Raw genomic sequence first — 15355 nt, forward strand, 5'->3', positions numbered from 1 at the left:
TAAGGAGTGCCTAATTGATTAAAGCAACGAATCTTGTCAAACACTACGGTAAACAAAAAGCTGTGGATAATATAAGTTTTGGAATTAAAAAAGGTGAGATTGTAGGTTTTCTTGGACCGAATGGAGCAGGTAAGTCAACAACGATGAATATGCTCACCGGTTTTCTCGCCCCTACTTCTGGCACTATCGAAATCGATGGTATTAATGTTAGGGAAGATCCCATTGGAGTCAAAAGAAAAATAGGCTACCTTCCTGAAATCCCCCCTCTATATCCGGATATGACCGTCAAATCTTACCTGTCCTTTGTGGCTCAACTTAAGGGTCTCAATTCTAAAACAGTAAAGTCTGATAGAGATAGAGTTATGGAGGTTGTTCAAATAACAGACCAGCAGAACAGACTCATTGATAACCTATCTAAAGGATACAAACAAAGGGTGGGAGTGGCCCAGGCCTTATTAGGCAATCCGGACCTTCTCATTTTAGATGAACCCTCTGTAGGCCTGGATCCGAAGCAAATCATCGAAATGCGTAATCTCATCACAAAATTAGGACAGGAACATACGGTCATACTAAGTTCCCATATTCTTCCTGAAGTATCAGCAATCTGTAACCGCCTCCTCATTCTTAATAAGGGGAAGATTGCAGCCTCTGACACTCCGGAAAATCTCGCAAAAATGATGGAAGGCACCAATCAGATTCAGCTAAAAATAAAGGCCAATCAGGATAATATAAGGTCAGCTATTAAAGATATGAAAGCAGTGACCCTCGTTCAGTGCCAGAAGTCTTCTGAAGATGGAATCATTAATATGATTTTAAAAGCAGAAGATGATCGCGATATCAGAGAAGAAGTCTTCTATCTTATGAGTCGAAACAAATTTCCTATCATGCAAATGAGACCAAGTCATATAAGTCTCGAAGAAATATTCTTAAATCTAACCACAACAGAAAAGGAACTATAGATGTTTGCCATATACAAAAGAGAGCTAAGCTCTTACTTTTTAACGCCCTATGGTTATATTTTCATGGGTTCATTCCTATTTATTTCAGGTTTATTATTCACCATACAGAACCTCTTTATGAATAGTACCCAATATGCAGAATACCTGGGATCACTTATTTCTATATTCACTATTGTTATTCCCTTATTAACAATGAAGGTTTTTGCTGATGAAAAGAAAAACAAAACAGACCAGCTTTTATTAACAGCACCAGTGACTCCTGTACAAATCGTCATTGGTAAGTTTCTAGCACCTTTGACTGTTTTTCTTATTACCATTGGTATCACGCTCATTTATCCCATTATTCTGGCCTTTTATGGAAATATAGAAGCTGTAAAAATATTCGGCTCCTATCTTGGGTTCTTCCTTTTAGGAGGAGCTTTTTTGGCTATGGGGGTCTATATCAGTGCCCTGACAGATAATCAAGCTTCTGCAGCCATCACCACTTTTGGAGCGGTATTATTCACTTGGTTTGCAGATTTTTTAAAACCTATTGTGCCCAATTCCCCCTTATGGGGCTTCCTCTTCGTCGCTGTCATCATCTTATTGATTGGTTATTGGCTCTATAGACAAAGTGGAACGATTATCATTCCGCTTTTTGTGACTATTATGGCTCTGGTGATAGGAGGAGCAGTATTTTTCATCCATCAGGCAAGCTATGCCTCATTAATAGCTAAGAGCATTAGCAGCTTTTCCCTCACATCCAGATACACCTATTTCCCAATGGGACTCCTCAAGTTATCAGATGCCATCTACTATCTTAGCTTTGCTCTTTTCTTTTTGTTCATGACCACCAGGCTTATTGAAAAACGCAGCTGGACTAAGGAGGCTTAAGATGAAACTACTCAAAAACATAGATTCAAGAGTTAAACTGGCCCTTTACTCTGTTGTAGTAAGCCTACTGGTTCTCACGTTATTGGTAATCTTTAACTTAATAGTCGGATCCTTAAACCTGCAAATAGATATGACACAAAAGAGTATTTTCAGCCTCTCCGCTCCTTCTAAGGAACTATTGAAGTCACTAGATGATGATGTAACCATCTATGCCCTCTACAAACCTGGTAAAGAGACAGCCCTTGTAAAGGGTATCCTAGATGAGTATGCCTTCTACTCCCATGTGAAGCTATCCATAATAGATCCTGATCGTAATCCGGACCTATTAAAACCCTACACAAATCCTGATAAACCACTATCCATTGGAAGTATAATCATTACAAGTAAAGGGCATTTCCAGGTTCTTCATGATACAGATCTCTATATTGTTGATAACTCTGGAGAACAAGCTCAGGTGTATGGTTTAAAAGCCGAACAGTTGTTATCCTCTGCTATAGCCTATGTTAAATCAGGACGCCAACCCAAAGTATATGAAGTAACAGGACACAGAGAACGAAGCTTCCTAAGAGGAGATATAGAAACCCAGCTTAAAGAAAGCAACTATAAACTAAGCTCACTTGATATCACCAGAGAAGGAGCTGTTCCATCAGACGCTGATATGCTCCTCATTATCGGGCCTCAAGAAGATTTTACGTCCTATGAAGCCAATATTCTCAACGAATATCTGCAAGGAGGGGGTAAGTTATTTATAGCGATAGGTTTCTCCCAGTCCGAATTACCTAATCTGGAAGAAGTACTAGGTCAATTCAATATAGCCATCACCAATGGCATCGTTATGGAAAGGGATAGCAAACAACTCCTACCAGAATTCAACGATAATCCTTTCTTCTTCATCCCTACCCTGGGAGAGGATGGGATTAGTCAATTTATTAATCAAAGTCAGATGATGCCTTTTTTTGCTGCAGCAGCGGAAATAAAAGAAACAGAAGCAGCAAAGAAATACTTAAAATTTGAACCTTTCCTACAAAGTAGTTCCCGATCCTGGTTACGCTTGGATACTAGCCAACAAGACATGACTCAGGTGGACTCAGATAAACAAGGGCCCATCACCTTAGGAGCCAGGATCACTCAAGTAGATGATGATGGCATAATATCTGGAACTAAGATTGTGGTTATATCCAGTCCAACAGCCTTCTCTAATATGGGAGGAATTGGCATATTCCCGGGGAATATCAAGCTTCTTATTGGTTCACTTAACTGGATGGATGATTATGAAGTGACCATCTCAGTACCCAGCCGTTCCCTATTGCAAACCAAGATGCAGATGAATACGAGATCTGCCTATATATGGGGAGCCGTCGTTACTATTCTGATACCCTTTATTATCATGATAACAGGAATTATCATCTATAAACGGAGGAAAAACCTGTGACAAAGAAAGGGAAGAATCTCATTGTATTAGTCAGTCTCGTAGGGATTCTAAGTTTGGTATATCTCTTCCTGTCTATTGAGAAAAAGCCCGATAAAGACAGCCCCCAGCCCTATGTAGAGATGCCAGGTATAACAGATCTGACGATTGCCGATGTTGATCAGATGGTTCTTGTTCATCAGAATAGCCATCTGACATTTACAGAAGGAGAATCAAGCTGGATTATCAAAGAGGGAGCTGATGTCAAAACAGACTCTATACAAATTCAAGCCACCCTTGATGAGTTTCTCTCTGCTCATACACTGAGCCTTTTTGATGACGGACCAGATCTTTTTGAACCGGGGGATGATCCTGTTCAAATAACGATCCAAACCAAAAATGATGAAGAGTACGAATTTCTATTAGGAAACGCAACAGTAACCCAGGAAGGATACTACCTAAAAGACTCTCAAACAGATGATACCTGGCTTATCAGCCGAAGTATTGGTGATAATCTGCGTAAAACTCTCAATGATTATAGACCCAGAAAACTCACCCCTATAGACATAACGGGTATACAGGATATAAGCATTGAACAAGGAAACCAGACGATTCATATCGAGCCTTATTCAAGAATCGATATGTTTACTGCACAGGTCTACTCCTATAGCTTAACGGCTCCTTACCCCTATGCTAGACCAGTTAACCAAAGCAAGATGGATAAAGAACTCCAAAAAGTAGCAGATCCCCTACTCATTAAAGATTTTACCGATCTATCTCCTGAGGTTCTGGGAGTCTCTCCTATGAAACTATCGATTACTGATACAAGGGGTAAAACATTGAGCCTCATTCTAGGATCACAAAGCCCTGAGGGAGATATATATGCCCAGGTGCCTGGCTCAGACAGTATCTTCATCCTTGATAAAAACAGGATCCCTTTTCTGGAGACAAAAGCTTTTGATCTTGTTGATCCCTATGTTTACCTTGTGGGTATTGATTCGGTAACCAAAGCTGAACTATTCACAAAGGATGCCACCTATACGGGAATAATCAATGGGGATAAGGATAATCGCCAATATCTCTATAATGGACAAGAGATTGATAGGGAAAAATTTCTTATATTCTATCAAAACCTCATTAGCTTTCAAGTGGAAGGAGAAGCTCAACCTGAGAAAGTAGGTAAAAAAGCCCCTTATCAAATCCGTTACTCCCTAGGAGGAATGGCTATGAATCAGGGGACTGTTAATTTCTTCGAATATGATAAAAACTACTATGCCGTGAGCAGAGATAAAGAAAAACCTCTATTCCTGGTAGGCCATTATCAATTAGAAAGTGTTTTGTCTAATATCCAGTCCTTATCGGATTCGAATATGTCCTCCAGTGAGGGCGGGGCTAATTGAGGATCATCCACAATCAAAGCCCAGGAAACCCTTTCAGAGGAATTAAAACCTGGCCCATGACTATTAACTTCCCGATATCGGGAAGTTGTTTTTTTCTCCTCACTACGCCAATGATCCCAACCGGCACCTTTAATATGTTCCCCTAGATAACAATTCCAGAATTCAGTCTTAGCATAGGGACGCCAGGGTCTCCCTAGATAAACAGATTGTTCATGAGCAGAACCTGTCAAACGACAATCCCAGAATTGGTACCCATAAGGCTCCCATTCTGGATGAGATCCTGCTGTCACATAACTTTCCAAAGCATTACTTCTTCGGGCTGAAGAAATCTCGCAATGATGAAAGACAACACGGGCGGATCCAAAGATAAAATCCACATCACCTTCAATAAAGCAGTCTTCATAATATTGCCGGTAGACAAGCTTCCCTTCTCTTAAGGAATGAAAGGGAAGAATAAATTCAGGACTCTTAGGAAAAGGATCCGCTGGTAAGGGCCCTGTACAGAGGGTGTCCTGATGGCCTAATAGGCTACAATCCCTGAAGAAGACCTTATCTGAATCGGCGTAGACAGCCACAGCCTGTCCTACCTTGTGTCCTTCACCGGCTCCATTCTCAACAGTTAAATGAGCCGCATAAAAATCCTCAGCACCAATGTATAAGGTAAAGCTATTAAAAGTTCCCATCTCATTACCATTGGGAAGTTTATGAATAGCCCCATCACTCCACAGGAGCTTAGTTTTATCCCGCCCGGAACCAATAAACTGAACATGGGGACGAAGGACACTTATCTTCTCTTCATATATTCCTTCTGATAATTCTATGATAAGTGTCTCATCAGAAGAAGAATAATCTTTTAACACATCATTAATACGAGTATATTTTTCAAAAGGACCTACTTTAATACGCATCTAACTTCCTCACTATCTTTATTATTCACAGTAAAATCTTGAAATGTACCTATGACCTGGTCAGAACCATCCTCATCAAAGGTATACAAGCCGAACATAGCACCTGTAAACCTCTTGCCCTTCCCTCCTTCGTCACTTAAGTAGTAGACTTCAGGAAGTTCCCCTAACAGTATCCATTCTTGTTCCTTTTGTGCTTTGTAATAAAAAGCCCGTTTATAATAGTCTGTTCTAATCTGCAACTCTACTTGATCAGCTTGCCAAGCTAGTTTAAAAGGGACTCGGTCCTCAAGCCCTTCATGCTCCTTAACCTGAAGGGTTAAACACTCACCTTCCTTTACAAGGGAAAAGGTCAAATAGGTGGAGCGATCATAATAACATGTTAAGCCAGCCTCTCCTGCGACCTTGGGGGTCGATAATCGGATATGACAGCAAAAGTCAAAGCAGAAGGCCTTTTGCCTTTGAACCATAACATTACGGGGGGTGCCTTCACTCAAGGGAGTGGAACCGGCAACCATCTTTAGTATTCTTTGGGCAGGATCCATTTGAAGGTATTCCCTATAGGAACGACGCACAAAGATCCATTCCTTTTCAAGTTCTTCCTGACAAAACCATAGACCTGGTAAAGGAGCCTTCTCCTCCTTTAGAGGAAAAGGTTTTACATTAACCCCGCTGGGTCCTTTGAGATTATTAACAATAGGCCAGCCATCACCAGTCCAAGTCACTTCATCCAAACTGGATTCTCGTCCCAGAATACTATACTGCTGATCCACCATACGCCCTGTTAAGTACAAAATAAACCAACGCCCATCGGGAGCTTTCAATAGTTTTCCATGACCAGAACGTTGTATAGGATGGTCTGGATCTTTCTGATGAAGGATAGGATTATAGGGGCAGTTTTCATAGGGGCCTAATAAATTCCTTGAACGTGCCACGGCAATCTGATGATTACGTCCCGTTCCCCCTTCAGAAACAAACACATAATAGTACCCGTCTTTCTTAAGAAGGTGTGGCGCTTCTGGTGCCCTCTTTTGATTCCCATACCAAAGGAGAGTTGGTTCCCCTATTTTTTTAGTGGCATCCTGAGATAATTCAAAGATTCGTGCCCCCCTGTTCAGAAGCATATACCGCCTCCCATCATCATCCACAAAAAGGGAGGGATCAATACCATCTTCTTCAATAAAAGCAGGTTTAGAATAAGGGCCTTCCGGTTTATCAGAGCTAAGGATCATCTGTTTTCTAACTGGTACATCTTCATCATTGTAACGAAGTGTGGCTGTAATGTAGAAACGGCCTTCATGATAAGAGATGTCCGGAGCCCAAAAACCCCTACCATCATCTAAGCTTGTTAGATCTATATACTCAGTCTCCGTTATAGCATGACCAATAGTCTTCCAATTAACAAGATCTGAAGAATGTAGAACAGGAATACAGGGAAAGAAAGTAAAGCTGGAGGTAACCATATAAAAGTCATCTCCTACACAGATTACAGAAGGATCAGGATAAGCTCCGGTCAAAACAGGATTGGTATAGAGGTCGCTCTTTTCAATACCGAGCCCCTCTTTATAGTACTGTATGATATGATGAGAGCCTTCGGAAAGGGCTACATCAAGAGCTGTATGACTTTGAAGATTGACTTCTAAAGGATTAACACCAACTCTGTTTATCAAATAATCAAACAGTTCGGGATTATTCCCTTTGGCAGCATAATGGAGAACATTCCCATGGTTATCATCCCAAATGTTCATACTAACCCGTGAGTATTCTATTAAGTATTTTACAAGTTCATAATTCCCTGTGGAGGCAGCTAGAAAGATAGGATAGCATCCTCCCTCATAGGGCTTTTCAATCAAAGAAGGATTACTTGCCAAAATACTTAACAAATTATCTCGGTCATCTTTTTTTATATACTCTGATAATTGTTCATGTAATTGTAATTCCATATCCCCTATTAAAATGGGGTATTAGGCATTTGAAAAGGGGGCAGATTCTTATATTAAACGTACAATTCATTTGTATGCTAAAATACAAGTTATGAATGTAGCACAAAACTATTTCACCCCGCCTCCTTTAGTAACGAGGGCCCCTAAGGAGAGGGATGTATACTATGACAAACTAAAAGAATCACTCGGTCTAGAGATCTATCAACAGACGACAGCCCATACAAAAATACTTGGACAAGAAAATCATGGGGATCATTACTGTTATGATATGACAATGGATACAGAACCGGGTGTCACTATGCCTTTTTTTCTTTTGTCCCCCATTGATCTTAAGAATACAGACACATTAAAAAAACTCCCTATAGTGATCGTTCCCCATGGTCATGGTAGTGATGGTCGTTACGGAGTGGCAGGTTTACATCGTCATGTGCAGATGGAACACAATATCAACCACTATCATCACGATATAGGTCGCCAGTTTGTCAGACAAGGTTATTTAGTACTCTGTCCTGACAGTAGAGGATCAGGAGACAGACGAGAGCCGGAAGATTCCGGACTAGAACCGGAACAACTAAAAAAGAGCTCCTGTCAGAAGATCAACAATCTTCTCATTAATCAAGGCAGCTGTTTAGCCGGTGCCTGGGTATGGGATCTTATGAAATTAATAGATCTCCTTCTTCAGCAAAACTGGGGTGATGCATCTAGATTAGGAGTCTGTGGGTTTTCCGGGGGAGGACTACAGAGCTTATACCTATCGGCTATGGATGAACGTATCAAATGTACAGCCGTTAGTGGTTATCTGCATTACTGGGAGGATTCTTTTTTTCTTCGTAATATGTGTGGATGCAACTTTATACCGGGTATTAATAAGAATATGAATATGGCCGATGTGGCCTGCCTCATTGCTCCTCGTTCCCTCATCCTTGAAAAGGGCAAGGATGATCCCTTAAGTGGACGCTCGGGTATTGAAGGACCTAGACGATTAGCTCAGCATATACGGAGCTTCTATCAAGGGATAAACAAGGATGATAATTTTGCTTATACGGAGTTTGAAGGTTCTCATCAGTTTGGGGGAGAACAGATATTTCCCTTCTTTCAAAAGCACTTACAATCAGAGGAAGCCTGATAAGTCATCAAAAAGGTCTGAGGTTTTTATAAGAAAGGTCAGACCTTTTAGGGTAAAACGTCTGACCTTTTTAGCTATTTTCTCAGACTCTTTAGATAAGAATCAGTCCTCTAATCCACGAAGGTACACATAAGCTAATAAGAAGGGAGCAATTCCCTTGGCTTCATTTTCGACAACAGGTTCAGAGATGTAGTACTCATAGGAACCATTTCGCTGTTGTTTTCCCCCCAGACCAGCGACAAGACAGGTCCCTCCCAAATTAAAACTACCAGTATCATCGGGTTTGAGATAAGTATCACATATTCCAAAGAAAGCTTTCTTACCAGCTTCTAGATATTTATCAGACAAAACATTAAGGCGACAGGCTTTAAGTATGGCATAGGCAATAATAGAAGACCCGCTTGTTTCAAGATAGTTGCCTTTTTTATTACCCTTATCAACAACTTGATACCACATGCCTGATTCATCTTGAAACCTAATAAGAGACTCGATGAGATCTTCCAGGGTTTTTTGCATGAAATCTCTGAATTCTTTGTCTTCAGCATCTAGTAGTTCTATGATGTCCACTAATGCCATGAGGAACCATCCAAGGGCTCGTAACCAAAAGTGTGGAGAATTACCAGTAGCATCATCTGACCAGTACATCATACGAGGACTGTCATAGGCATGATAATAGAGTCCTGTTTTTTCGTCTTTCATCATTTGAGTTACATTCATGAATTGTTTGAAAGAATCTGCAAAACCTTCTTTGTTTTTAAATCTCTTTTCATATTCTACATAGAATGGTTGGGCCATATACAGTCCATCTAACCACACCTGGCCTGGATAAATTAGTTTATGCCAGAAGTTACCTTCAATGGTTCGAGGTTGTTCCTTTATCTGACGGTAAAGGGTATCCATGGCTTTACGGTATTTTTGTTTACCTGTGTAATCATATAGTTTATAGAGAACACTTCCTTCCTTGATATTATCAAGGTTGTATGTTTCAAGTTCAAAGGAGAGTATAGAACCATCTTCTTTGACAAAGTAGTCTATAAAATTATCTACAAAATCCAGGTATTTCTTATCCTTACTGGATTCATAAAGTGTTAAGAAAGCTGTCATCATACAGCCATCAATATAGTTCCAGTGGGGCTTCTTATTTTGTCGAAGCATTTCCTGATTCCATACTGGTTTTTCGGGAGAACCTGTCGCCAGGATTTTATCAATGTACGAGTCAACCATGGCATATATTTCGTTCTTATCTGGCATCATCCTATCCTTTATTAATATTAACCGACATAAAATCAGCTTTTACTTCTTGTTCATTATTGCTGTAGCAATACAGTCCAAATCTTGTTCCTATCCAACGACCTTCTTTGGCCCTAAAGCTTGGGCCGAAATAATTCTTTTGTAATCCCAGGAAGTATCCAAAACGGCAAAGTCCTCCTTTATTCATTTCCACAAAGAGATCGACCTTATCAGTCCAGTCAATAGCTTCTTTTAGAAGAACATTTTCATCAGTAGAATACAGAAGATAGTAGGTACCATCTTCCCATGACATTCCCAGGCGATAGGATTCGAGACCTGTTATACAAAGGCCGGCTTCTCCATGTACGAAATCCTGGGAGGGTCTCAAGGCGACAATAGCCTGGTAATGAGGTGCATTAATCTTCTGTGTCAATATTCTGGGATAAAGAGAGAATTTTGTGTCTAAAGTGGTGCCCTTTAAAGTCAGAAGACCCTTTTCCTGTTGATACCAATCTTCCCCATGATTGGCATTCCATTGCCATTGCAATCCTAGACTCTCTGTAGAAAAATCATCCGAGTCGGCTGGCTGGATAATGATGCTTTCCCCTGCCGGTTTATTATAACGCTGCACAGGGCGACCGCCCTTTATCCCATCAGGATCAACACCGGGGATGGGCCAATCTTCGATCCATTGCACTGGTTGCAGATGATTGATCCGCCCCCATGGTTGTAAATCCTGAAAATGGTAAAACCACCATTTTCCCTCAATATCATCAACAAAGGCTCCCTGATGAGGACCATTGGTTAGTGAACCTTGCTGGGATAGAACTATTTTTTCTTCATAGGGTCCAAAAATATTTTTGGATCTAAAAACCATCTGGTAACCTTGAGGGACTCCTCCAGCAGGAGCGGCTATGTAGTAATAATCATTCTCTTTATGCATTTTAGGACCTTCAAGCGTATGAATTCGTCCCATAGCATCTATGATCGTTTGGCCCTCACTAAGAACATTTTTTAGATCCGGACTCACTTCAATCAAGTGAAGTTTACTTTTAATACTCGCACGACTATAGGCATAACCATGAACGACATAAGCCTTGTTATCCTCATCCCAGAAGGGGCATGGATCAATGAGTCCTTTTCCCTCCAATAGTAGCCAGGGTTCAGACCATCCCTTAAAAGGATCTTCACTGGATATGACATATAAACCTTCATCTGGCATAGGAAATACTATATAAAAAATTCCCTGATGATAACGGATAGAAGGAGCCCAGACACCGCATCCTGGTTGACATTCTGTATACCTTGGATGGGGGACATTCTTGATTCCATGACCAATGAGCTGCCAGTTTACAAGGTCTTTTGAGACCAGAACAGGGAGACCTGGTGTGCAATTAAAACTGGAGGCTGTCATATAATAAGTATCACCAACTCTAATTACATCGGGATCGGAATAATCCGCATATAATACAGGATTCCTGAAAGTCCCATCCCCCTGGTCACTAATCCAAGGTCCATACTTCACATTTGTACCCATTCTCTTAACTCCTGAGATATCTTGTCATCAAATTTTAAATGATAGCGGTATGACCTTCTTCAGAAGGTGTAACCGAACGAAATGCAGAAGGGCTAATACCAAAGATCTTCTTAAAAGCTCTTCTAAAGGAGTGCATACTGGAATACCCCGACTGATCTGAGATATCCTTTATAGACAGATCCGTCTGGATAAGTAGTTTCTTTGCCTTTTCCATTCTAAAACCTTCAAGTAAACCATAGAAATTGGTTCCACAGCCCTTCTTATATATATGGGAGATATAGCTTTCACTTTTGCCAAACTCATCAGCGATACTACATAAGGTAATATTAGGATCATCAAAATTCTCTTCTAAGTATTTGAGAAGCTGATCTTTTAATTCACTCTGAACCTGGTTGGTAGACCGTTTATTCTTCTGACCAACTTTATAAAATGTGTCTATAACCATATCGAATACTTGCTCTTGAGGCAAAGTATGAAAATCAAAATATTGGGGAACTTCTGTAATAGTGGGATCAATTCTGGTCAGAAGACTTCTTAATTCTAAGAAATATATCTGACGATTTCTTCTTGATAGAAAATGATCTTCCAGATTTTGTGTCCAGTTTTCTTTAAATAAGGAGATGGCCATATCAGTGTCTCCTGATTTAGTAAGATTGAATAACTTCTGAACTAAATCAATGGGAAAGGAATAGACACTGCTATTCTGAATAAAGTTCCGATATTCATATATAGAACCGACCTGAAAGTCCACTAACTCATCAGCGACGATCTTGGACTGCCTATAGGAGGAGTTAAGATTAAAGAAGTTGTCTACAGGATTCCCTACAGACCAGTAAAAAGGAAGATCATAATGATCTCTTAAAGCATTGGTTAGTACTTTTATTTCTTCATATAAAGCATCAAACCAGCCTACTCTATCTTGTCTCTCCAAACTATAAATATAACCAATCGATAAATCATCAAGATCCATCCAATATGCGGGAAAGGAAGAGATACCCTGTAATAATTCCATCAGACTTAATTTTAGTCCTTTGATTTCTTCTATACTATCCTTTTGATCAAAGTATGTTTCTACAGGAAGGTTCATAAGAAGTATTCCTGAAGTTCCTGTAGGAATAGACTTGTCTATAAACTTAAGAACCATGTCCATCTCTGATGGGGTATCAAATCCGTACTTCACCAATCTATGACAAAACTCTTCCGAGATAATCTTCTTATGATCCTGTAGGTTGGACCTAAGGTCTTCATTGCTAGTAATAAGTTTTGTTACAGAACCGTTTAAGGATTCATAGCCCAGGGTATTCAGATCATCCTCAGGCAAGGTATCGGATATCATATTGTATAATTGGCGAAGGGGATTGGCATTCCTCTGGGCCATAATGATAGCAATAAACAATGTCAGAATCAGAATAAAGGATGAGGCTATAAACATGATTGTTCTTATACGCAGCAAATCCATAAAGACTTCGTTATAAGGAACACTTAGTCCATAGACAATATCAAAAGAGTCTGATGGTGAATTAATGGTTATATACTTCCCCTTTAACTCATGATCCGCGCCTGCTAGCAAATTGTGATTCTGGCTATCATAGACATGAGGAACCCCTGTCCAAGTGGAATCTTCGGGATAAAAATGGGAGATAATATCATTTTCTTTTATGAGAAACATCATAATGGCAGAACTATCTGAGTTGTAATAAAAGGGAACGGTCTGAATCATAGGAATGCCCTTGAAGATTTCCGTTCCGTCCGATATATCCCCTTCCCCTAAAAAGGTTGGTGAATATTTGGGATGAGACAGATATTCAAGCCATTGTTCTTTTGACCAATCATTGTACTGGAAACGACTGCCAAAAAAGGTATCAAAAGGAATGACTGTATGGCCATCAGTAACCGTACGGCTATTCAATAAAATTAAGAAATGATCCGTTGCGATACTATTATTAGGTATAAAATATGTTTGAATTTCGTTAATAGCACGATTCAGATTGAAATAGAAATCAGGTTGTAGAGGAACCTTTTGTTTACTCAGATTTTCTATTCGTCGCATTTGACTTAATTGAAAAACCAGATTCTCCAGGACATCCAGACGCTGATCCAGACTAAAGCGTATCTGGTTGATCATAGCCTTGTTAGATTTTTCTGCATAACTCTCGACCACGTTGGTGCTTAAACAGAGAATGATATAGGAAAATATAATAGGCAATAGGAGCACTAGAAAATAAGAAACCAAGAATCGTTTAATAAAAGGTCGGTTTTTAAGAGGTCTTTTCATAGAGAGAAAGCAGCCGGCAGTAACGAAACTGCCAGCTTTTTTTCCTTACTTTTGTCTGTTAAAAGCAGTTTTGTACAATTCAAGATATCTATCGATACCAAGGTTGTCTAACTGTTTAACATATGTATTCCATTTTGCATCTGAGAAACCAGATACAATCCATTGAGCTTCAGTAGTGTAGATGAAGTTAAGAAGGTCAGTTTGAATCAAACTAAGTTCTTCGATTTCACTGCTGCTGAACTTAAAGGGGAAGTTGTAAGGATACTTAGATAGATCATCTCTATATACCGCACATACTTCTTCTTTGGCAACATTACTGTCTTTAACTTCGATGTACTTGTTGCTTACTTCAGAAGTTAACAAAGTACAAGCTACTGTGATAGGTGCAGTGAAAGGCCATTCAGAAGGCTTAACATCTGCTGGTCGTAATTCCGTATTAACGACATATTTACCAGGTATATTTGTAGAAGGGACAAGCGCTTCTGCTGCAGAATATCCAGCAGGTTTAAACATACCAAAAGACATTTGAACAGAGTTTTCATCATTATTGATGTAATCCATCCATCGGATTAGAGCTGCAGGGGATTTACAATTACTGGTTATAGCAAAGGAACCTTCAGAATAAGCCATCATGGCTCTCATCCAACCCTTGTCACCATGAGGACCAGTCAATGCAGGCATAGCAGCAAAGTTATCCTGGATATCAGGAGAAGCAATAGATAATCTTAATCTATAGTCAGTATAAGAACCAACAGCCCCTTGGTTTCTAACTTTGTTAGTTAAAGTAGCTCTGTCCTGGCTAAATACTTCTGGATCTATTAGTCCTTCTTTGTACAATTTGGATAAATATTGCACAGCTTCTTTCCACTCTGTCTTATTAGCAGTGAAAATAACCTCTCCATCATCTGTAATTGAGATGTGAGTAGGGTTATCAACAATACCAAAAGCAGGGAAAATCCAGTAGTGCTCTCTCTTAACTTCTCGAACAGGAGGATTTTCTTTATATAAGAAAGACCATGGTATCTCATCTGCTTGACCATTACCATTGGGGTCCTGAGTTTTGAAAGCTTTAAGTACTTTGTAGAAGTCATCAGTTGTCTTTGGCATACTTAGACCCAACTTCTTCAACCATGCAGTGTTGATGATAGCCGCGTTAAATGAATCAAATCCCCAATCCTGAATAGCTGCCAACGCATAAAGGTTACCATCCATACTTCGGGAATATTGTAGATATGGTTCACTCATTTTTGCCTTAAGATTAGGAGCATAGGCATCAATTAAGTCATCTAATGGGATAATAACACCATCAGCTCCAAACTTCTGAACATCTTCAGAAGACAGGCTTCTCTGTGCATGGAAGGCATCTGGTAAATCACCACTGGCGACAATTAGATTTTTCTTTTCCTGCCAAGAGTCTTGGGGAATCAAATTCCAATTGATCTTAATATTAGTTTGTTCCTCCAACCACTTCATCATATCTGTTTCATCATGACGACCTTGACGTGTATTGTTCATCAAGATACCAGTCATATCAAACTCAGTCTTTTCCTGAAGTATAGGAAGACCTGTAGGATTGAATCCAGTTACAGAACCAGCACCTTCACCTTGACCTTCTGCGAGTAACATCCCCGCTGTCAAAACAAAGAGGGCCATGGATACAAGAAAACCTTTTCTCATGTTTTTCCTCCGATTTTATTTC

Annotated in this window: 11 protein-coding genes; 5 read left to right on the forward strand and 6 right to left on the reverse strand. The window is 39.9% G+C overall.

Annotation, left to right across the window (positions count from 1 at the left end):
* Nucleotides 1-14: 14 nt before the first annotated feature.
* The 4 genes from K345_RS0113885 to K345_RS0113900 are packed head-to-tail and all read left to right on the forward strand — an operon-like array spanning nt 15 to nt 4640.
* Complete coding sequence (locus tag K345_RS0113885; RefSeq protein ID WP_028974678.1) at nt 15-959, forward strand: ABC transporter ATP-binding protein; 945 nt, start codon at nt 15-17, stop codon at nt 957-959.
* Nucleotides 960-1832: an ABC transporter permease gene (locus K345_RS0113890; RefSeq protein WP_028974679.1), complete on the forward strand. Its 873-nt coding sequence runs from the start codon at nt 960-962 to the stop codon at nt 1830-1832.
* Nucleotide 1833: 1 nt separating this feature from the next.
* Nucleotides 1834-3264: a GldG family protein gene (locus tag K345_RS0113895; protein WP_028974680.1), complete on the forward strand. Its 1431-nt coding sequence runs from the start codon at nt 1834-1836 to the stop codon at nt 3262-3264.
* Nucleotides 3261-4640, forward strand: a complete 1380-nt coding sequence (locus K345_RS0113900) for a DUF4340 domain-containing protein (RefSeq protein WP_028974681.1) — start codon at nt 3261-3263, stop codon at nt 4638-4640. The genes K345_RS0113895 and K345_RS0113900 overlap by 4 nt, the downstream gene beginning before the upstream one ends.
* On the opposite strand, the gene K345_RS21165 is transcribed toward K345_RS0113900, so the two are convergent.
* Complete coding sequence (locus tag K345_RS21165; protein WP_053228321.1) at nt 4562-5548, reverse strand: pectinesterase family protein; 987 nt, start codon at nt 5546-5548, stop codon at nt 4562-4564. The two genes, K345_RS0113900 and K345_RS21165, sit on opposite strands and share 79 nt — an antisense overlap.
* A complete protein-coding gene (locus tag K345_RS21170) occupies nt 5533-7488 on the reverse strand; it encodes a family 43 glycosylhydrolase (protein ID WP_053228322.1) in 1956 nt (651 codons plus the stop codon). The genes K345_RS21165 and K345_RS21170 overlap by 16 nt, the downstream gene beginning before the upstream one ends.
* Before the next feature lie 91 nt (nt 7489-7579).
* On the opposite strand from K345_RS21170, the gene K345_RS0113915 reads away from it, so the two are divergent.
* Nucleotides 7580-8614: a dienelactone hydrolase family protein gene (locus K345_RS0113915; RefSeq protein WP_156888411.1), complete on the forward strand. Its 1035-nt coding sequence runs from the start codon at nt 7580-7582 to the stop codon at nt 8612-8614.
* A 102-nt stretch (nt 8615-8716) separates the two neighbouring features.
* Here K345_RS0113915 and K345_RS0113920 read toward each other — a convergent pair whose 3' ends face one another.
* From K345_RS0113920 to K345_RS21180, 4 genes are read right to left on the reverse strand one after another with little or no spacing between them, the layout of a single operon-like run.
* The gene (locus K345_RS0113920; RefSeq protein ID WP_037572472.1) at nt 8717-9865 is read right to left on the reverse strand and encodes a glycoside hydrolase family 88/105 protein; all 1149 of its coding nucleotides are present in this window, start codon (nt 9863-9865) and stop codon (nt 8717-8719) included.
* A 4-nt stretch (nt 9866-9869) separates the two neighbouring features.
* A complete protein-coding gene (locus K345_RS21175; RefSeq protein ID WP_053228323.1) occupies nt 9870-11381 on the reverse strand; it encodes a glycoside hydrolase family 43 protein in 1512 nt (503 codons plus the stop codon).
* Nucleotides 11382-11415: 34 nt separating this feature from the next.
* Nucleotides 11416-13656 carry a helix-turn-helix transcriptional regulator gene (locus tag K345_RS0113930; RefSeq protein WP_028974684.1) on the reverse strand — a complete coding sequence of 747 codons (2241 nt, stop codon included), beginning with the start codon at nt 13654-13656 and terminating at the stop codon, nt 11416-11418.
* 45 nt (nt 13657-13701) lie between these two features.
* Entirely contained in the window at nt 13702-15333 is a 1632-nt protein-coding gene (locus K345_RS21180) for an extracellular solute-binding protein (protein WP_053228324.1), read from the reverse strand.
* Between the last annotated feature and the right edge of the window lie 22 nt (nt 15334-15355).

The organism is Spirochaeta cellobiosiphila DSM 17781 (assembly GCF_000426705.1).
GTDB classification, from domain to species: domain Bacteria; phylum Spirochaetota; class Spirochaetia; order DSM-17781; family DSM-17781; genus Spirochaeta_E; species Spirochaeta_E cellobiosiphila.

Bases quoted from the DNA above. Each gene is read 5' to 3' on its own strand.
- K345_RS0113890 (WP_028974679.1), top strand. From the start codon at position 960: ATGTTTGCCATATACAAAAGAGAGCTAAGCTCTTACTTTTTAACGCCC.
- K345_RS0113895 (WP_028974680.1), top strand. From the start codon at position 1,834: ATGAAACTACTCAAAAACATAGATTCAAGAGTTAAACTGGCCCTTTAC.
- K345_RS21165 (WP_053228321.1), bottom strand. From the start codon at position 5,548: ATGCGTATTAAAGTAGGTCCTTTTGAAAAATATACTCGTATTAATGAT.
- K345_RS21170 (WP_053228322.1), bottom strand. From the start codon at position 7,488: ATGGAATTACAATTACATGAACAATTATCAGAGTATATAAAAAAAGAT.
- K345_RS0113915 (WP_156888411.1), top strand. From the start codon at position 7,580: ATGAATGTAGCACAAAACTATTTCACCCCGCCTCCTTTAGTAACGAGG.
- K345_RS0113920 (WP_037572472.1), bottom strand. From the start codon at position 9,865: ATGCCAGATAAGAACGAAATATATGCCATGGTTGACTCGTACATTGAT.
- K345_RS21175 (WP_053228323.1), bottom strand. From the start codon at position 11,381: ATGGGTACAAATGTGAAGTATGGACCTTGGATTAGTGACCAGGGGGAT.
- K345_RS0113930 (WP_028974684.1), bottom strand. From the start codon at position 13,656: ATGAAAAGACCTCTTAAAAACCGACCTTTTATTAAACGATTCTTGGTT.
- K345_RS21180 (WP_053228324.1), bottom strand. From the start codon at position 15,333: ATGAGAAAAGGTTTTCTTGTATCCATGGCCCTCTTTGTTTTGACAGCG.